Raw genomic sequence first — 18,723 nt, forward strand, 5'->3', positions numbered from 1 at the left:
CCGACCACAGGCTCGAAAGCCCCTGCTACGGCGTGGAGCGCGACTCACCTCATTTCTTCTTCGTCTTTGCTTTTACCTTCGCGTTGGCTGGCTGGTTCAGCTCCCGCTCAATGTCCGCAATGGTCGGCAGCGAGCCTTGCAGCTTCTTCGGCAGCGACTCCACGAGGCGCGTCTGCCACTCGGCCACGCCGATGGGCTTCTTCACGTCGCGCAGGGCATACTCCACCTTGAGCTTGTTCTTCGCGTCCTTGCACAGCAGCAGGCCGATGGTCGGGGCATCGTCCGCATGGCGCATCTGGTCGTCCACGGCGGAGAGATAGAAATTCATCTTGCCCGCGAACTCCGGCTCGAAGGGCTTCATCTTCAAGTCCACCACCACGAAGCAACGCAGCCGCAGATGGTAGAACAGCAGGTCGAGATAAAAATCCTCGTCGCCCACTTCGAGCGGCACCTGCCGTCCGACGAACGCGAACCCCGCGCCCATCTCCAGCAGCAGCTTCTGCACATGCTCCACCAGCCCGCGCTCCAGATCTCGCTCATGCGCCTCCTCCGACAGCGACAGAAAGTCGAACGTGTAAGGATCCTTCAACGCCTCCCGCGCCAGGTCCGACTGTGCCGGCGGCAGCGTCAGCGCAAAGTTCGTGATCGCCTTCCCGCTGCGCTCATGCAGTCGCGATTCGATCTGCACCGTCAGCACCGCCCGGCTCCAGCCATTCTCCAATGTCTTGCGCGCATACCACAGGCGCGTGGCGGGGTCTTTGAGCTTGTGCAGCAGGATGAGATTCGTGCTCCACGGCAGCAGCGACAGCGGTTCTGGTGGGTCGTCCAATTGTGTCACGGGCCGTGACACTAATTCTGCAACAGGCTGTTGCACTTTTGCCTTCCGCAATTGTGTCACAGCCTGTGAGACAATTGGGGCACTCGATTCTCCCACAGGCTGTGGGAGAATTTTGATGGGAGCCCATGCCGCGTAGAACGCTCGCATTCGTTTCAGGTTCAGCGGCGAGAATCCATCCATCTCCGGGAACTCAGCCGCCAAATCCTTCGCCAGCCGCTCCACCACCTTCGCGCCCCAGCCTTCCGCCTTCTGCGCCCGCAGAATCTCCCGCCCGATGTGCCAGTAGAGCAGGATCAACTCCCGGTTCACCGACACCGCCGCCTTCATCTGCGCCGCACGGACGCGGGCTTTCAGGTCGGCGAGCAGCGGGGCGTAGCTGGTGGAGAAAATTGGTTTCATGACGGAAATATACGGGGCTACTGATCAACATCGTCGAACACTGACCTATCGCTCTCGTTGGCTGGCGTGGATGCCGAACCCCTGAAATCATCATTATCCGGATCGTCTGGTTGGTCAGCGCGTAATTCCTCGACCACCGAGTCAATTTCGCTCAGCGCCTCATTGATAAGATTCACAGCGTCTTTATCAGTCTCAAAAGATTTGCGATAGGTCTTCAGGACGTCTGTGAGAGATTCGAAATACGATTCGGGATCTTCTCTCCGAGGACAGTTCCAACGCCAGTCGGAGATGGTAGAGTCTAAGTCGGTCAACAACTCCCGCCGCACGTCATCCATCGTGGCCTCAAACTCATCATCTGTGAACATTGCTCGAAGATTCTCTCGGAGAAAGCCATCATCTGGTGTGGAGACGGCTAGATCCCTCATCTCCAGCACTGCCTTACTACGAATCTCTTCGGGTAATATTCCCGCTTCATGGAGGCAAGCCAAAACGTCCACATCACTAACAGCACTCAGATATGAGTGAACACGGAGGCCTGCAATAAACCCAGGACGCATGCCAACAAAGGCCCGTAGAAAGCTGGCATCGCAGCGATAGCTGAGGAAACTATGCAGAGCATCTCGATCTTCTTCTTTTGAGGTGTTGAGTGTGCTCATGCGTTGAATGAGCGCTTCGTATCGTTCCGAAGGCACGACAACCTTGACACCCTCAATACCAACATCGCCGCAAGTGACTTCGCGAAAGACCATCTTGATTGGAGTTCCTGCCAGATAGATGTGCATCAGTTCATGATCTTCAGAGATCAGGCTGGCGAAAGCGTCTCGAATTGTGGGGTGCTTGAAGCGCCAGAAGTGGCTGCCTCCGCTGATTGTGTAAAGCACCAGTGTGCCGTCCAGAGCAGCTAATGCTTCTCGGATTCCCGAAATGCTACCTCCAAGTAGTTCAACCGCTTGTCCTTCGTCGCCATTCAGAACGATGGGGCTCGCTAGGGCCCCCTCCCGCATGAAGATCACTGCAAGAGCCGTCCTTGAATCGGTGTCAAGGTTCCGGATCACGCCACAAAGAAACTCCTTTGGATGTTCGACGAAATTCTCGATGCCAGGTTGGGTGACGATCAGACTTTTGGTGAATACGACGGAGCCTAACCGTCTGGCAATCTCAGGGCTGAATCGTTGGTGTGCCGCCACCCCAGACAAGAGCGGTTTTAGGCGGCTTTTCACGTCCTGCGGCTGCGTCCCAAGCCGAATGTGGTTGTAGAGGATCTGTTCTTTCTCTGAAGATGAAAGCTTTTCGACTTGAATGACGACCTGGGACTCATGCACAACTGGGAACGCGGACACCTTGAGGGTATTTCGCGCAGCGTTGTAAACATAGTCGCGCGAAGTGAACAAGACGCGTGCGCCGCGTTTGATCGCAGCTTGGATGTGAGGGAAAACACGGTTCCATGATGCAACGCTCTGCCAATCGCATTGAGTAGCTCCAAATGCGTCATCTACCCAAAAGAACTGCTTGGGCTCATGCGGATTGGAATGCGCAACAAAGTCATCCGCATCCCTCACTTTCAGCGTGGAGCATCTCCATTCATCGATTGACGCAACTGCCAGCGCTGCCGCTATGGTCGATTTGCCGCAGGCCGGCTCTCCCAAAAGCAGAACAAATCCATGATCGATCAAAGCCTGGGCGCTTCTTCGGTATGCGTCGGTTATGACGAGTTTTGCGAGATCATCGCCGAGGGCACTCAGTATCTCCCTGGCTTGAGCGTATGCTCGTTCATCAAGTATCTGCCCCAAATCTCCAAGACCGTAAACCCGAGGAACCAGCATTCTTAGCCGAGAAGACTCACGAATAATTTGGGAGATTCGCTCAAGACCAAAGGTCGCGAATTTTTGAATTCCCGGAACAGCTTCGAAAGCATGCCGAAGCGCTGCATCTGTTGCGCCCGAAACATGTGCGTTCGTGAACAAAAGGTAGTTATCAGCAAGGCCACGCTTCGCGAGAATCGCGGCTTTTGCGAGTTCACCTTTTAAATCGGCCGGCGACCAGTGTTTTCCAGCCTTGGCGGTGAACTTACACTGCACTGTGAAACTGCCAGACCACGATTCGTTTGCAGTGGGTTTCCAACGGCCTTGGAAGGCTCCATCTCTGCCACCATCGCGTGAATCGAAAAATGACTGGACGGTTTGGCCAAAGACTTCGCCAATGATAGTCACACAGAGGTTTTGAAACGCTTTCCAGCCAAGCGTGTGGAGTTCGTAGCATACATCCGATGCCTGAATTTTTGCTGGCTTGCGTTTGACGTTCATGAGTCGAGAGAAATCTACAACCTGGAGGTCTAATCATCCCAAGGCTTGTAGATACGTCCACAACTTCAGCAAGCACTTAAGTCCGCCAGCCTCACACTTCGTGCCTTAATACAGATACCGGAACTCCGCCGAAGCAAAGAGCGTCTGGCAGAACGCCGCCCAGGCACTCAGCTCCGGGTTCTTGCTGTCACTCGCTGGGAAGTCGCGAATGAACGCGGTGGCGTCAGCGCTCTCTTCATCGGTGGGCGCTCGGGCAAGGATGAGTTGGTAGGCGGTTTCGAGACGAGAAGGTTCGTCGTTGGTCATCTGCATCAAGCGTCGCGCAGTGCGCTGCGAGTAATCGACGACGAGTTCGCTGTTCATCATGAACAGCGCCTGCGTGGGCACGGTGGTGATGCTGCGGCGACCTGTCACCATTTCGGGTTCGGGGAAGTCGAAGACGGTCAGATCCGCCGACACCGTTTCGTGCATGATGGGACGATACACGGTGCGGTAGCGGTCGGTGGGCGCGAGCAGGTCGGGGATGTTGGTGGAGACGATGCGGGGATCGAGGGTGCGCAGGTGAACCTGTGATTTGAGCTTCGGCGGCGTGAGATAGAGGTGGCCGCTGATGGCGAGGAAGGAATCGCGAATCGCATTGGCATCGAGCCGGCGGCGATTCGCATGCCAGTTCAGATGATTGGCGGGATCGATCTCATAAGCGGCGGCATCGTGCGCGGTGCTGAGTTGATAAACGCGGCTGCTGGTGATGTCGCGGATGAGCTTCTTCACCGACCAGCCTTGCGCGATGAATCGTTGCGCGAGGTAGTCGAGCAGCGCTGCGTTCGCGGGAGGCTGTCCGGTTTTGCCGAAGTCATCGGATGACTCCACAATGCCAGCGCCGAAGAGATGCTGCCAGATGCGGTTCACCATGACGCGTGCGGTGAGGGGATTCTCCTTGCTGGCGATCCACGCAGCGAGTTCCACGCGACCGCTTTGCTTCGGGTTCACCTTCGGCGTGCTGGCGGTGGTCAGCACTTCGGGGAAGCCGCGCGGCACGAACGCGCCGAGCTGCGACTCTTCGCCGCGAATGCGAATCGCACAGTCGGCGGGCTCGGGCACATCGCGCATGGCGGACATGGCGTAGGGCAACTGAGCGTTGAGCTTGTCATTGAACTTCTCCACGATGTCCTTGAGCCGGTCCTGTTCGTTCTTGAGCACCATCACCTCGGGCCGCGTTTTGTAGAACGCCTCCAGCTCGGCCTTGCCAGCTTTTTGCATCCCGGCTTCCTGCACGGCTGCACGTTGTGCGCGGTAGATTTTGCCGCCCAAGCCCATGCGGGCCGACGCGGCCTTGAGCTGTTCGGCGAGGTCTTCGTCGGTGAACGTGATGGGCGCACCCGCGAGCGGCTGCACGCCCTGCGTCCACTTGGCAAAATGTCGGCGCCATGCTCCGGCGAGCGGCTCGGAGCTGCGCAGGATGCCCGCGAGCGCGTAGTAGTCGCGTGTCGGGATCGGGTCGAATTTATGGTCGTGGCACTTCGCACACGCAAGCGTCAGGCCGAGGAGGGAGCGGCCCATGCTGTCGATCTGTTCATCGACGACGGTCATGATGTAGCGCTGATCATCTTCATCGAGCGTGTTCTTCGTGCCGATGCTGAGGAAACCAGTGGCGATGAGCTGTTCGTTGCGTTGCGCATTGTTCGTCGCAGGCATCAGATCACCGGCGAGCTGTTCGCGCAGGAATTGGTCATACGGCTTGTCGGCATTGAACGCCGCGATGACGTAGTCCCGATATCGGAAGTTCACTGGCAGCAGCATGTTTTGCCCGCCGCCACTCGACTCGCTGTAGCCCGCGATGTCCAACCAATGCCGGCCCCAACGCTCGCCGAACTGGGGGCTCGCGATGAGCCTTTCGATTTCGGATTGGGGATTGGGAATTTCGGATTGGCTCGATGACGGTGAATTGCGCTCTTCCAACTCAGGTGGCAGGCCGGTGAGGTCATAGCTCAATCGTCGGCGCAGCTCATGCGGTTGCGCGTCTGCCACGGGCTTGATGCCTTTTTCTTCGAGAGCTGCGAGAATGAAGCGGTCGATGTCCGTGCGCGGCCATTGCTTGTCCTTCACCTCTGGCACAGGCGGATTCGAGAGAGGCTGAAAGGACCAGTGCTTGCGCCCTTCCTCGATGTTGATCGTCGTCGCCGAGCCCGGTTTGCCCTCGCGAGGATCAGCCGCTCCCATCGCGATCCATGTCGCAAAATCCGCCACCACTTCCGCAGGCAGTTGTTTCTTCGGCGGCATCTGCAAGTCTTCATCCGCATAGCCGATGGCCTTGAGCAGCAGGCTTTTCTCAGCATCCCCAGGCACCACCGCCGCCGCCGTGTCACCGCCCTGGCGTGTGCTCTCCCGCGTGTCGAGCAGCAGCCCGCCTTTGTTTTTCCCCGACTTCACGGAATGACAGGAGTAGCATTTCTCTGCCAGCACCGGGCGGATCTTGTTCTCAAAGAACTCGACGGCCTTCGCATCGTCGGCTGCCGACGCGGCAAGGCATCGGCTGGCGGCGGCGAGCAGGCAGAGCAGACTGGGGACAAAGGCGAGTTTCATCGGGCGAACAGGTGGAAAGTAAGGTCGCACAGGGGACTGTCTTGCTCGTCAGGGGGCACATTTTGCATCCGCTGCTGATTTGGCGTGGCCAGAAACTGGATGAAGCCTCGCCACGGATAGGCGGGCAGGCGCGAGGCCGTTACCATGCGAACTCTCCTCGCCATGAACACCACGCTTCACACAATTACCCTTGGATTCATTCTTGGCGGTGCCATGGCTGGAGCATCCGGTCAAAGCACAGGCGGCCTGGCGAAGGTCGAGTCGATTCCCACACAGACATCGGCGTGGCAACTGGCCTGGGCGGACCTTGAGCGCGACGGCAAGGATGAAATCATCTATGCGAGCTATCGCGGCATTCTGACCTGTCAGGATTTGCAGAGCGGACGGGTCAAATGGTCGCATGATCTCGAAGGATTGCCGTTTGCCATCAAGACCGCTGATCTCGATGGCGATGGCAAACTGGAGGTCATCGCCGCATCGGCGTCGCTGTCCGTGTTCGCACTGACGGCCGAAGGCGGGCTGTTGTGGCGTCACCGCGGAACAGCGCCGCTGTATGCCATCGCGGCCGGACATCTGCTCGATCGCAAAGCGATGCATGTGGCTGTCGGCGGTGAGGACATGACGGCGACGCTGCTCGACTCGCAGGGCAAGGTGGTGAAGCAGATCCCTTATGTGGAGCCACCGGACTTTCGCAGGCGTCTTCGGGTGATGGACGCCGGCGACACCGATGGCGATGGTTTGGATGAGTTGCTGCTCGTCAACGGCTTCGACATGTTCAGTCTTTACGATCCGCGCAGTGGCAAGGCCATTTGGAATCTGCGCGGCAAGGACTCAGGCAAGGGCAACCTTACATCCGGCATGCTCATCGACCTTGATGGCAGCGGTCGTTGCATTGCCTATGTCGGCAGCCGCAAGTCCGTCTTCGCCGTCGATGGCAAGGGCACGATGCTTTGGGAGGCCCGCCTCGACAAAACTGCCATGGGCTGCGAGCAGATCGCGCTGGCACCCGTTGATCTGGATGGCGATGGCAAACTGGACCTGGCGGCGCAACTCGGTTCCCGCGTTTTCGGCCTCGACCGTTCTGGAGCCGTGCGATTCACCAGCGACACTTCTTATTTTGTCTTCAATGGCATCGCGGGCGCGCCGGGTCCGGCTTCACGACAGGTGATGCTGGCTTCCGTCACTGGCGCGGATCGCAATGTCCATCGCGTCACATTCGGCGCAGGCTCGTCGAATGGCATCACTGCCTTCATGGACCCGCCGGGTTACCGCGACGAGATCAACAACACCTTGCGCGCGATCCGCGACCAGGTGCAGAATCTTCCTGTAGATGCGCAGACGGCGAAGCGGCCCTACACCGTCGCCATCAGCGGCGGCTCGCCGGGTCTGACGCAGCTTCCGCGCTGGGCGGAAACGCAGGCGAAGTGCCGCGCCGCCTATCCATACGACAACATCTCCTATTACGCCTACCTGGCGCTTCAGGAGGAAGGCTTCGAGACCACCCAGGCGATGACGTATCCGGTCAGCGAGCTGCTGAAATTCGCCGATGCCGCCGAGTCCTCAAAGTGTCTCCATGTGCTCATCGTCGGCCATGGCCACCACCCCGCCATGGCGCCGGGCACTGTGAATGAATGGCTCAAACGCACGCCCACGAGCTGCCTCGGCATTCTGTTCAGCGAGCTGAATGTTTCCGTGTTTCACCTGCCGCGCTTCGAGCGCAACAAGCCTGAATTCGATCGATTCATCGACGAATCCTTTTTTCCGATCATCGATGTGGCGGTGAAGCATCGCAAGCCGACGCACCTGATGATGAAGCAGAACTGGTGGGCGTACACACCCGCGATGCAAAACCTCGGCCAGCGCCTGCTCTCGCCGGAGCGACGCGCATGGATCATTCCGTCGGTCGAGGAGAGCGCTGCAACGACTCCGGAGATCAATCTCATGGCGATGGCCGGCCTCTGGCGCAGCGGACTCGTCAAGAGCTGGAAAGCCAACATCATCGACGACCAGCTGGTGGTGAATGCTCATCTCACCGAATGGAAACCGAGCGATGCACACCACATGCTCAGGCATCTCGTCGCCTCCGCCGCTCTCGGCGCGAACTGTTTCAAGTCCGAGGGTTTCTTTCCAGACCGGCAGAACAAATACGATTTCCAGGACGCACCGATGAATCCGACGCTGTTTGGCGTGTTGTCGCGGGACATCTTCATTCACCTGCTGGGCAAGGGCCTCCTCGATGTACCGACACCCGACACGATCTCCGGCCTCAGTCCTGTCGTCTTCCGCTTTGACGAGCCATCCCTGGATTTTCTGCAATGCGACAATCATGCGGTATCCGAACCGCCGCCGCAGATTCCCGAAGCATCGGCACGCGGCCTGTTCACCGGCAACGAATGGGCTTTCGTTCAAACACGTCCGCATTTCGCGCCACGCTATTTGCTGGGCATTGACCGCCACGCGCATGCCTTCATGCCAACGAACCACCACGGCCTGCCAACCATCGTCCCCTCTTGGTTTTCGTTGCCTGCGGGCGGCTATGGCAAACAGCAATTCCACACCGACGGCGTGGACGTGATGATCGAAGGTGCGCGCCGTTCCGCAGCCGAAATGCAACCTGCCATCGCATCCGCTTTTGCCGCAACGGCGGAACAACTGCCAGTTCGTGCGACCCACTGCTTCTGGATGGGCACCCGTCGCGCGGATGGAGTGATCCGCCTCACACTCGTGGACTCGCCATACGTCGATCCCGTTGGCGTCGAAGCAGAATTGATGGCGATCGGCCCGATTCAATCCCTGCGCGATGTCATCGCCAATCAACCCATCCCGTTTACCGGCACGAAGGCGAAGCTCGCGATCCCGGCAGGTGCCTTCCGCATTGTGGATGTAAAACTGTCTGCGCCATGAACCGACAATCGCTCTCGTTGCTTCTGTTCGTGCTCATCACACTCACGGGCGCATTCGCCGATGAAGCGAAGCCCGCAAGCGTGCTTTTTCAGGAGAGCTTCGATGATCCCAAAATTGGCAAACGGCAGTGGTATGATCATACCGCTCTGAGAATGGCGGGCGGCTCGAAGGCAGGCGCTGGATGCATCGAATACGAATGGACTGACTCGAGTGGCACCGTGGCGGGTTCCTCCGCCATGCGGCATCTGTTTGAGCCCACGGACGAAATCTTCATCCGCTACTATCTCAAGCTCTCCAAAAGCTGGGGCTGGAGCGGCAGGAGCTATCATCCGCATCTCACACATTTCATGACCACGGAGAACACGAAGTGGCATGGCCCGGCGGCGAGTCATCTCACCCTCTACATCGAGCCGGTGAACGGCAAACTGCGGCTCGCCGCGCAGGACATTCAAAACAAGGACACACCGCATGGATTGACTCAGGGGCCGATCAAAGGCGGCTACAACGGCCAGATGTTCGACAGTGGGGACGAGCTTTTCACCGACGACGCCTGGCACTGCATCGAGGCGCAGTTCAAACTCAACACGCTCGACCTCAAAGCCGACAAGGTGAACGCCGACGGCATCGTGCGCGGCTGGTTCGATGACAAACTCGTCATCGAGCACACGGATGTGATCCTCCGCTCCACCGATTTCCCCAACATGAAGTTCAATCAGTTCCTCATGGCCCCCTACTTCGGTCCCGGCCTGCTGCCGCACGCGCAGAAGCTCTGGATTGACGAAATGGTTGTCAGCACGAAACGCATCGGGCCGTTGGAATCGGGAGCAAAGGCTCCGTAGCGCGGTTGAGAGCGTCAAATACCGGAAAGCCCGTCCTGCGCCCGACGTTTGAGTGGGCAGTAGCCACCCTTGCCCAGCCATGAAAACATCCATCCTCATTTGGGCCGCCTTTGCCGGCCTCACAGTCATCGGCACCGTTGGTGCCGCGGAGAAGCAGAAAAAGGCCGACATCACCGGCTTTCCCTTCTGGAAATCGGAGAAGCAGCCTCACGCCCCGCCCTTCGTGCCCGGGTTGAATGCCGCCCTCGAACTGACCGATGCGCAGCGCGAGCAGATCGCCGCGGCGCAGAACGATTTTAACAACGACGAGGCCGTGAAGGCGTCACGCGGATTGCGCAAGGATGACCCCAGCGTGACTGCCGAGCAACGTGACAAGGCCCGGGTCGCCATGGAGGCCGCCACCACACGACTTCACGAAAAAGTGAACGGCATCCTCACACCGGAGCAGCGGGCACTGGTCGAAAAGATCAACGCGGCACGCGTGGCGGCGGTGGAGGAAGTCGGCATCGTCTATAAAGACAAATTCAGCATCAAAGGCGACGAAGCCGCCCGGCGCCGGGTGATGGAGGAGAAGAACCAGGATCTCGCCGAAGGCTTCCTCGGCAAACTGGATGCACTTTTGAGCACCAGCCAGAAGGAGGCGATGGCACGCGCCGCCGCCGAGGAGGAGCAGCGCATGAAGACAGCGGTGAACAAGAAGCCGCAGAAGCAATAGCCTCCCATTGCCATGAAGCCGCCGCTCACCGCCTGGAAGCTCCTGTTGCTCATCGGCGCGATGCCGGTGGCAGGCGGCGTGCTGGCGGATGAACCGGCGTTTGCCAAAGGAGAGCCAAGTTTCCGCCGCCATGTGATTCCGCTGCTCGGTCGCGCGGGATGCAGCACGCGCGAGTGCCATGGCTCATTCTCCGGGCAGGGCGGGTTTCAGCTTTCGCTGTTCGGCTACGACTTCGACGCGGATCACAAGGAACTGACGCAGGACACCGACGGCGGCGAAGGCGAGGCGCGGGTGAATCTGGCCGATGCCGCGAACAGCCTGCTCGTGACGAAGCCCACCGCGCAGGTGAAGCACAAGGGCAAGGAGCGCTTCAAGAAGGACTCGTGGGAGCATCAGTTGCTGCAGCGCTGGATCGCGGCCGGCGCGAAGAACGATGCAACGACGAGCGGCGAATTCGACCGGCTGGAGGTGCTGCCGCGCGAGATCGTGTTCAAAGCCCGCGGCGAGAAAACGCAGCTCAAAGTGCTCGTGCATTGGAAGGGCGGCGAAAGCGAGGATGTGACACAGATCACGCGCTTCCGGACGAACGACGAATCCATCGCCATCATCTCCGAGACGGGCCTCGTCGAGTGCAAAAACAGCGGCGACACACATGTCGTGGCCTTTTACGACAACGGCGTCACGCCCATTCCCGTGATGCTGCCAGTGAGCGAGTTGGCTGGTGAAAAGTTTCCGAACGTGCGCACGCCGACCAAGGTGGATGAACTGATCGCCGCCAAACTGCGCAAACTCGGCGTCGTGCCGTCGGAGTTGTGCAGCGACGCGGAGTTCTTGCGTCGTGCGAGCCTCGATGTGGCGGGAACGTTGCCAACACTGGACGAAGTCACGAAATTCCTCTCAGACACAGTGCCAGACAAGCGCGCGAAGAAGATCGAGGAACTGCTCACTTCCCCGGGTCATGCGGCTTGGTGGGCGACGAAGCTGTGCGACTTCACCGGCAACAGCGCGAAGCAGATCTTCAACGAGAGCGTGACCGAACTGAACGGCGACTTCTCGCGCCAGTGGTGGGAGTGGATCGAGCGGCGCATCGCGAAGAACGAGCCATATGACAAGCTCGCGGCCGGCATCATCCTGGCGACCAGCCGCAGCAAGCCCGACCAGTCCTACAAGGACTATGCGCTCGAAATGGCCTCGTATCTGCGGCGCGAGAATCCAGCGGACTTTGCCGCGCGCGAGACGATGCCGCACTACTGGGCGCGGAAGAACGTGCAGAAGCCGGAGGATCGTGCGTTGTCGTTTGCGCACGCGTTCCTTGGCGTGCGCATCGAATGCGCGCAGTGCCACAAGCATCCCTTCGACCAGTGGACGAAGGCGGACTACGAGCAGTTCCAGCAGTTCTTCGAGCCGCTGCGCTACGACAGCAATCTCCGCCGCGATCCCGTGGTCAATTTCGTCACTGCCGTGAAGCAAGTGAGCAATGTCGTCGGCACCGGCAAAGAAATGCAGATGCGCGAGGCCCAGAGCGCCGAAATCCGCCGCCGCATTGAAGCGGGCGAGCTCATCCCGATTCACGAGGTGTATGTCAGCACGCGCAATCCGCGCAACACCATCGCGCGGATGATGGACAACATGCGCGCCTACTCCGGCCGCGTGCTCACGCCGAAGCTGCTCGGCGGCGACCAGGTGCTGATCAAGGAATACGCCGATCCACGCGAGCCGTTGATGCAGTGGCTGCGCAGCAAGGACAATCCCTTCTTTGCCCGCGCCTTCGTGAACCGCGTGTGGGCCGCCTACTTCCATCGCGGCCTCGTCGAGCCTGCCGACGACATCAATCTCGCCAATCCGCCGGTGAATGCGGAGCTGATGGACTATCTCGCCGGTGAATTCATCGCGCACGGCTACGACATGCGGCACCTGCACCGGCTCATTTTGACCAGCGACACCTACCAGCGGAGCTGGCGGCCCAATGCGACGAACGAACTCGACGAACGCAACTTCAGCCGCTTCGTGATGCGCCGTTTGCCCGCCGAAGTGCTGCTCGATGCGATGACGCTGGCCACGGCGGCAGGTGGGCAGCAACGCGCTTTTGCAGAAGACACGAAAAACCGCGAGATCGGCCCGAATGTGGCTGCGTTCGGCCTCGCGGAGGCTTTTGCGGGCAAAAACACGCCGGACCACGCGCTGACGATCTTCGGCAAATCCGCGCGTGAGACGAACTGCGACTGCGAACGCGCCTCCGTGCCCACGCTGCTGCAATCCCTCTACACACGCAACGATCCCGAGATGCTCGCGCGCATCGAGACTCAGCGCAGCGGCACGCCCGCTTGGATTTCAGAGCTGCGCACTGCAAAGCATCGCCCCGATGACAAAATGATCACCGAAGCCTTCCTGCGCACGCTCAGCCGCCCACCCACGGCTGAAGAACTGCAAAAAGCGCGCACCGATATCGCAGCGGCGCGTGATCCAATCGACGGCTTGCGCGATCTGCTCTGGGCCTTGCTGAACACGCGCGAGTTCACCGTGAATCATTGATCTTCTCTTCAACCTCAACCGCAACATGCCATGAACCGTCTGCATCGTGATCCATTTCTCCGCCGCGACTTTTTGCGCGTCGGATCGCTCGCCGGGATCGGTCTCGGCTTGTCGGAGTATCTTGCCCTCGCCGAAAGCGGCGGCGTGAACAGCAACGCAAAGGCCAAAGCGGCCATCTTTGTGCGTCTCGGCGGCGGGCCTAGCCACATGGACACTTTTGACCTCAAACCCGGTGCGCCGGACACGCATCGCGGTGAGTTCAAGGAGATCGCGACCAACGTGCCCGGCATCCGCATTTGCGAGCATCTGCCGAAGCTGGCGCAGTGCGCGGACAAATACGTCATCTTGCGTGGCGTGAGCCACAACCTCGCCGCGCACGAACTCGGCACGCAGTATCTCGGCACCGGCAACCGGCCGCTGCCGGCGCTGCGCTACCCGAACTACGGCGCGGTCATCTCGAAGGAACTCAAGGCCGCGATGGAGATTCCGCCGTTTGTCTCGATTCCCGGCGAGAAAGAAGACGCGACCGGCTACCTCGGCGTCGAGTTCGGCCCGTTTGAGACAGGCGCGACACCGCAAGCCGGCAGGTCGATGGAGATTCGCGGCTTGTCGTTGGGCAAAGGCATCACGCTGGCCGATGTGGACCGCCGCCAGGACATGCTGCAGCGCTATGACCAGGCGTTTGGCGATTTCGCGCAGAAGGACAAGCTGCTGGCCGGCATGGAGCAGTTCAGCCAGCGCGCGTATGCGATGATGCGCTCCGAGCGCACACGAAATGCATTCGATCTCGCACGCGAGTCGAGCTCGATCTCGGGCCTGTTCGGCACCGAGCCGTTCTCGCAGAGCTGCCTGCTCGCCACGCGCCTCGTCGAGGCTGGCGTGCGCTTCATCACGGTCAATCTCACCGGCTGGGACACGCACACGGACAATTTCGGCCAGCTCAAAAATAGCCTCCTGCCCACGCTCGACGCTGGATTGAGCGGCTTGTTCCTCGCGCTGCATGAAAAAGGCCTGCTGGACTCCACGTCCGTCTTTGTCACCGGCGAATTCGGCCGCACGCCGGTCATCAACACGCGCGGCGGCCGCGACCACTGGCCGCGCGCGATGTGCTGCCTCCTCGCCGGTGGCGGCATCGCCGGAGGCCGCGTGATCGGCGAATCCGACGCCAAAGGCGAAGGCCCGAAGGAGAAAGGCATCACGCCCGACGATGTCGCGGCCACGTTTTACCAGTCCCTCGGCATCGACCCGCACAAAGAATACCAAACGCCGACCGGCCGACCGGTCCAGATCGTCCGCAACGGCACGCCGATTCGTGAGGTGTTGGGTTGATCGGCCGTCTCAACTCCATCCGTGCTCAACATGAAACATTGGTCTTTATTCCTCATCATCGCGACTACTGTCATGGCCGCAGACACAGAAAACTGGCCGCAGTATCGCGGTGCGAACGCCGACGGTCTCGGCGAAGGCGCGACGTTGCCGGAGACTTGGAGCGAGACGGAGAATGTCGTGTGGAAGGTGAAGGTGCCGGGCTGGGGCTGGTCGTCGCCGATTGTTTGGGGCGACAAGATTTTTGTGACCTCGGCGGTCGGTGAGAAGGAAGTGCCAACGCCGCATGTGGGTGGTTACCCTGGCGGTCATATTGGGACCGGAGAGGTGCATCGCTGGATGCTTTACTGCCTCGATTTCGAGACGGGAAAAATCCTCTGGGAGTTCGAGGCGCACCAAGGAATCCCGCCGCAGATGCGGCATCCGCGCAACTCCTTCGCCTCCGAGACACCAGTGACGGATGGCGAGCGCGTGTATGCCTGGTTTGCGAACATCGGCCTCTTTTGCTGCGACATGAACGGCAAAAAACTCTGGGAGCGCCGCTGGCCAAGCTACCCGATGCGCGATGGTTGGAACACCGGCACCTCGCCCGTGCTGCACGGCGAACGCGTCTTCATCCAGAACGACAACGACCAAGAATCCTGGCTCGAAACGGTGGACAAGCTCACTGGCAAAACGCTCTGGCGCGTGCCGCGCGATGAGCGCAGCACTTGGTCCACGCCGTATGTGTGGGAAAGCGGCCAGCGCAGCGAGTTGGTGACCATCGGCATGAAAAAGATTCGCTCCTATGCGCCGGAGGACGGTGCGTTGCTGTGGGAAATCAGCGGCACCGCCGGTCTCGTGAGCCAGATCCCGATTTCCAAGCACGGACTGCTCTACGCGGGCGCGGGTTATCATTATGGGCCGCTTTACGCGATCAAACCTGGCGCGAAGGGCGACATCTCCCTCACTGGCGACGCGACGAGCAACGAGTTCATCACATGGTCGCAGAAACGCGGCTCCAGCATCCATCCCGGCTACCTCATCAGCGGCGACCGGCTCTTTGTCTGCTACGACTCCGGCCTGCTCGGCTGTTTCAATGCGAAGACCGGCGAGGAGATCATCGCCAAACAGCGCCTCAACACGAAAGGCGGCCGATTTTATGCCTCACCGTGGGCTTACAACGGCCGCGTCTTCATGCTGAACGAAAACGGCGACACATGGGTGATCGAGGACAGCTCCGAATACAAACTCGTGCGCAAGAATTCCCTCGGCGACGTCGCCTGGGCCACGCCAGCCATCGCACGCGGCAGTTTGTTCATCCGCACGTTCTCGTCGCTGTTTCGCATCCAAAACAAAAAGTAGCTAGCCATGAATCTTCCGCGCATCCTCCTCATCTGGGCGGTCACCAGCGTCATGCTGCATGCCCAGGAATCGACGGTGATCAAAACTGTGAAGGACCGCGCCGAACGCGGCACGCTGAGCGATCAGCGCCAGCTTGTGCGCGGTGACACGGGCAAGTGGAACGATGCTGCCACGCTGCAACACGCCCCACCGCTCGCGCAAAAACCGCAAAGCATGTCGCTCGATGACTGGTCTGACGAGTTAAGCGAGAAAAAGCCCGCCACTACTGCCACCGACGACAACTGGCTGCTTTTCCGCACCCGCCAGCTCGACGACAACGACCGCGTGTGGATCGAGAAGATCGAGCGCAGCGGCAACGCGTTCACCATCACGATGCACGAGGCCATCTGGCAGGGGAACTACTTCAAAACCTTCACCTGGTATGAAGTCACGGCCGTGAACCTCGGCAAGCTGCCAGCGGGCGATTACACCGTGAAGTGGATCGTGAAGCCGCTGACCTTCAAACAGCTCGAAAAGCCGCGCGAAGCCCAGAACAACTACCAGACCAACTGGCCTACCGACGATCAACCCGGCAGCGGCAAGGCAGTCGAGCTGAAGGCCGCGTTTTCAGTTCGTTGAACAAACTCAATTCCATGACATTCCAACGCATTCTGTCACCCGCCATCTCCATATTCGTTATCTTGCTGGGGTTGGTTGGGTTGAGGAGCGCCGCAGCGCTTCCTGCATTCCCCGAAGCACAGGGCTGGGGCACAGAGACGCCTGGTGGCCGCAATGGCAAGGTTATGTTCGTAACGAGTCTCGCCGACAAAGGCGCTGGCACCTTGCGTGAAGCGCTGCTCACGAAGGGCGCGCGCACGATTCTCTTTCGCGTGGGCGGCATCATCCGGCTTGAGCAACCGCTGCGGATGAGCGGGCCGGATTATTCGTTCGCGACCATTGCGGGTCAATCCGCGCCGGGTGGAGGCATCGCGATCACCGGCAGCGATTTCATCCTAAACAACGGCCTGCATGACATCGTGTTCCGCCACGTCCGCTTCCGTGCGTGCGGCGAAGGTCCGACGGTGCATAGCAACTGCCGCAACGTCGTCTTCGACCATTGCTCGTTCAGTTGGGCCGCCGATGAGAACCTCGACATCTACGTGGACACCACGGATGTCACGATCTCCCACTGCATCTTCGCCGAGGGCTTGATCAATGGAGATCATGTTAAAGGAGCGGGACACAGCTGCGGCCTGCTCGTCGGCAAAGGCGTGGACCGGGTCTCGATGCATCGCAATTTCTTCACCGGCAACAGCGCGCGCAATCCGCTGCTCCTCGGCGGCAATCTCAAGAAGTGGCGCGATGCGCATGTGCTCCATCCGAGCTTCGACGTGCGCAACAACCTGATCTACAACGCGCGCGGCGGTCATCTGCACATCATGGCCGGCCCGCTGGTGAACGTCGTCGGCAACGTGTTCGTCCACGGACCGGATTCGATCCCGCACATCGCGGAGATCGGCCTGCCCGACCTCAATGACGAGGAAACGACGACTGAGGGAACGAAAGTCTTTGTCGCCGACAACATCGGCCCACATCTCAAGAACGGCGACCCGTGGTCCATCATCTACGATGAGCCGCACCATGTATGGGGACCGCGACCGGAGATGTATCGCACGGAAAAGCCGATCCCTGCGCCGCCTGTCACGACGGCGTCGAGCAAGGACGTGCCGCGCCTCGTTTTGGAGCAAGCAGGTGCGCTGCCGCACGATGAAACCGATCAGCGGCTCATCCGCGAGTTTCGCGAAGGCAAAGGCACTGCTGGCGCGCCCGACAGGCGACGCGACACGCCCTTTCCGCCACCAGCACCCGGAACACCTGCACCCGATCGTGATAATGACGGCATGACTGACGCGTGGGAAACGCAGCACCAACTCGATCCCGCCAGCGCCGCCGATTGCTGGACGGATCCCGACAAGGACGGCTACAGCAACCTCGAAGAATTCCTCAACGGCACGAATCCCAGGAGGACCGAATGAATCAAAAAAATATCGCGCTACTTGTCATCCTCTCGTCTGCTGTATGCGTCATCGCAGTTGCGCAGCAGCCCACCGGCCTCACCGCGTGGCCGAAGTCGCACACGATGACGTTCTGGACACAGGGCGGTGTTTACAAAGGGCCGGTGCAGGACGTGTTCATCGGCGATACACGCACGGGCGCGCCTCGTGGTTATCCACGCGCCGGAGCTTACACAAATCTATGGACGCTCCGCGCTGAATGGGAGCACGATCCGGGCGTGCTGCGACGGAAGACGTTTTTCGATCTCGAGAAGGAGCGCTACGATCAAATCGCCAGCGCGATCATCGGCACGGGCACCGGTGGTGTGGCGGACGGCTACGATGCGCGGCGGAAGCTTATCGACTGTCGCAAACCCGAAGTCGAGCGCTGGATTCACTCCGAGGCGAAGCGCATCATCAAAGGAGGCTTCACGCGGGCGTTTTTCGACAACACGATGATGAAAGTCACCGGCTTCTTCAAACCCGTCGATCCCGCGAAGCCGCTCAGCGACGCGGAAAACGTCGCCAGCATGGCAGCCGGCACGAAGGCCTTCGGCGATGAATGCAAACACCTGGGCAAACCCATCGAGATGGTCATCAACCTTGCCGTGCCGTGGCATTGGGACGGCGCGCCGCGCTGGCAGGATGCGAGCGAGAAATGCGTCGAGTTCTGGTGGAATCTCGGCGTGCGCGGCGTACTGCTCGAAAAACCCGAGGCACGTCCCGCCGACAGCGCCGCCTATCAAAGCATCGTCGCCACCGGCAAAGCCTGGCTCGCACGCGGCGGCAATCTTTACGTCATCCTCGAAGATGAGGCGAAGGGTGTTGCTCTCGCTCGCGAGTGGGACAGCGAACGGACGTGGGTCTATGTCCGGTAGTTCCAGATGCAAGCAATCACGGCTTTAAC

Annotated in this window: 12 protein-coding genes; 9 read left to right on the forward strand and 3 right to left on the reverse strand. The window is 60.0% G+C overall.

Going from position 1 to position 18,723, the window contains the following annotated elements; translation table 11 throughout:
- Window positions 1-49: 49 nt before the first annotated feature.
- The 3 genes from U1A53_RS04395 to U1A53_RS04405 all read right to left on the reverse strand — a co-directional run bounded on the left by U1A53_RS04395 (window position 50) and on the right by U1A53_RS04405 (window position 6,123).
- Window positions 50-1,237 (reverse strand): PDDEXK nuclease domain-containing protein, encoded by a 1,188-nt coding sequence (locus tag U1A53_RS04395; protein ID WP_322279237.1) that lies wholly within the window; start codon window positions 1,235-1,237, stop codon window positions 50-52.
- Between the two features lie 17 nt (window positions 1,238-1,254).
- Complete coding sequence (locus U1A53_RS04400) at window positions 1,255-3,540, reverse strand: hypothetical protein (RefSeq protein WP_322279238.1); 2,286 nt, start codon at window positions 3,538-3,540, stop codon at window positions 1,255-1,257.
- A 105-nt stretch (window positions 3,541-3,645) separates the two neighbouring features.
- Window positions 3,646-6,123: a PSD1 and planctomycete cytochrome C domain-containing protein gene (locus U1A53_RS04405; protein ID WP_322279239.1), complete on the reverse strand. Its 2,478-nt coding sequence runs from the start codon at window positions 6,121-6,123 to the stop codon at window positions 3,646-3,648.
- A gap of 162 nt (window positions 6,124-6,285) precedes the next feature.
- Between U1A53_RS04405 and U1A53_RS04410 the strand changes: the two genes are divergently transcribed.
- The 9 genes from U1A53_RS04410 (at window position 6,286) to U1A53_RS04450 (ending at window position 18,694) form a co-directional block, all read left to right on the forward strand.
- Window positions 6,286-9,027 carry a hypothetical protein gene (locus tag U1A53_RS04410; protein WP_322279240.1) on the forward strand — a complete coding sequence of 914 codons (2,742 nt, stop codon included), beginning with the start codon at window positions 6,286-6,288 and terminating at the stop codon, window positions 9,025-9,027.
- Window positions 9,024-9,866, forward strand: coding sequence for a hypothetical protein (locus U1A53_RS04415; RefSeq protein ID WP_322279241.1), 843 nt, complete (start codon window positions 9,024-9,026; stop codon window positions 9,864-9,866). The genes U1A53_RS04410 and U1A53_RS04415 overlap by 4 nt, the downstream gene beginning before the upstream one ends.
- A 79-nt stretch (window positions 9,867-9,945) precedes the next feature.
- Window positions 9,946-10,581, forward strand: coding sequence for a Spy/CpxP family protein refolding chaperone (locus U1A53_RS04420; protein WP_322279242.1), 636 nt, complete (start codon window positions 9,946-9,948; stop codon window positions 10,579-10,581).
- Between the two features lie 12 nt (window positions 10,582-10,593).
- Entirely contained in the window at window positions 10,594-13,113 is a 2,520-nt protein-coding gene (locus U1A53_RS04425) for a DUF1549 and DUF1553 domain-containing protein (RefSeq protein ID WP_322279243.1), read from the forward strand.
- A 30-nt stretch (window positions 13,114-13,143) separates the two neighbouring features.
- Window positions 13,144-14,442 carry a DUF1501 domain-containing protein gene (locus tag U1A53_RS04430; RefSeq protein ID WP_322279244.1) on the forward strand — a complete coding sequence of 433 codons (1,299 nt, stop codon included), beginning with the start codon at window positions 13,144-13,146 and terminating at the stop codon, window positions 14,440-14,442.
- 30 nt (window positions 14,443-14,472) lie between these two features.
- Window positions 14,473-15,783, forward strand: a complete 1,311-nt coding sequence (locus U1A53_RS04435; protein WP_322279245.1) for a PQQ-binding-like beta-propeller repeat protein — start codon at window positions 14,473-14,475, stop codon at window positions 15,781-15,783.
- 6 nt (window positions 15,784-15,789) lie between these two features.
- Window positions 15,790-16,401 (forward strand): hypothetical protein, encoded by a 612-nt coding sequence (locus tag U1A53_RS04440; RefSeq protein ID WP_322279246.1) that lies wholly within the window; start codon window positions 15,790-15,792, stop codon window positions 16,399-16,401.
- A gap of 14 nt (window positions 16,402-16,415) precedes the next feature.
- Entirely contained in the window at window positions 16,416-17,798 is a 1,383-nt protein-coding gene (locus U1A53_RS04445) for a hypothetical protein (RefSeq protein WP_322279247.1), read from the forward strand.
- Window positions 17,795-18,694 (forward strand): hypothetical protein, encoded by a 900-nt coding sequence (locus U1A53_RS04450; RefSeq protein WP_322279248.1) that lies wholly within the window; start codon window positions 17,795-17,797, stop codon window positions 18,692-18,694. The genes U1A53_RS04445 and U1A53_RS04450 overlap by 4 nt, the downstream gene beginning before the upstream one ends.
- Window positions 18,695-18,723: the final 29 nt, after the last annotated feature.

The organism is Prosthecobacter sp., from assembly GCF_034366625.1.
Lineage (GTDB): Bacteria > Verrucomicrobiota > Verrucomicrobiia > Verrucomicrobiales > Verrucomicrobiaceae > Prosthecobacter.

Coding starts and splice junctions, on each gene's coding strand:
- U1A53_RS04395 (WP_322279237.1), bottom strand. CDS start 1,237: ATGAAACCAATTTTCTCCACCAGCTACGCCCCGCTGCTCGCCGACCTG.
- U1A53_RS04400 (WP_322279238.1), bottom strand. CDS start 3,540: ATGAACGTCAAACGCAAGCCAGCAAAAATTCAGGCATCGGATGTATGC.
- U1A53_RS04405 (WP_322279239.1), bottom strand. CDS start 6,123: ATGAAACTCGCCTTTGTCCCCAGTCTGCTCTGCCTGCTCGCCGCCGCC.
- U1A53_RS04410 (WP_322279240.1), top strand. CDS start 6,286: ATGAACACCACGCTTCACACAATTACCCTTGGATTCATTCTTGGCGGT.
- U1A53_RS04415 (WP_322279241.1), top strand. CDS start 9,024: ATGAACCGACAATCGCTCTCGTTGCTTCTGTTCGTGCTCATCACACTC.
- U1A53_RS04420 (WP_322279242.1), top strand. CDS start 9,946: ATGAAAACATCCATCCTCATTTGGGCCGCCTTTGCCGGCCTCACAGTC.
- U1A53_RS04425 (WP_322279243.1), top strand. CDS start 10,594: ATGAAGCCGCCGCTCACCGCCTGGAAGCTCCTGTTGCTCATCGGCGCG.
- U1A53_RS04430 (WP_322279244.1), top strand. CDS start 13,144: ATGAACCGTCTGCATCGTGATCCATTTCTCCGCCGCGACTTTTTGCGC.
- U1A53_RS04435 (WP_322279245.1), top strand. CDS start 14,473: ATGAAACATTGGTCTTTATTCCTCATCATCGCGACTACTGTCATGGCC.
- U1A53_RS04440 (WP_322279246.1), top strand. CDS start 15,790: ATGAATCTTCCGCGCATCCTCCTCATCTGGGCGGTCACCAGCGTCATG.
- U1A53_RS04445 (WP_322279247.1), top strand. CDS start 16,416: ATGACATTCCAACGCATTCTGTCACCCGCCATCTCCATATTCGTTATC.
- U1A53_RS04450 (WP_322279248.1), top strand. CDS start 17,795: ATGAATCAAAAAAATATCGCGCTACTTGTCATCCTCTCGTCTGCTGTA.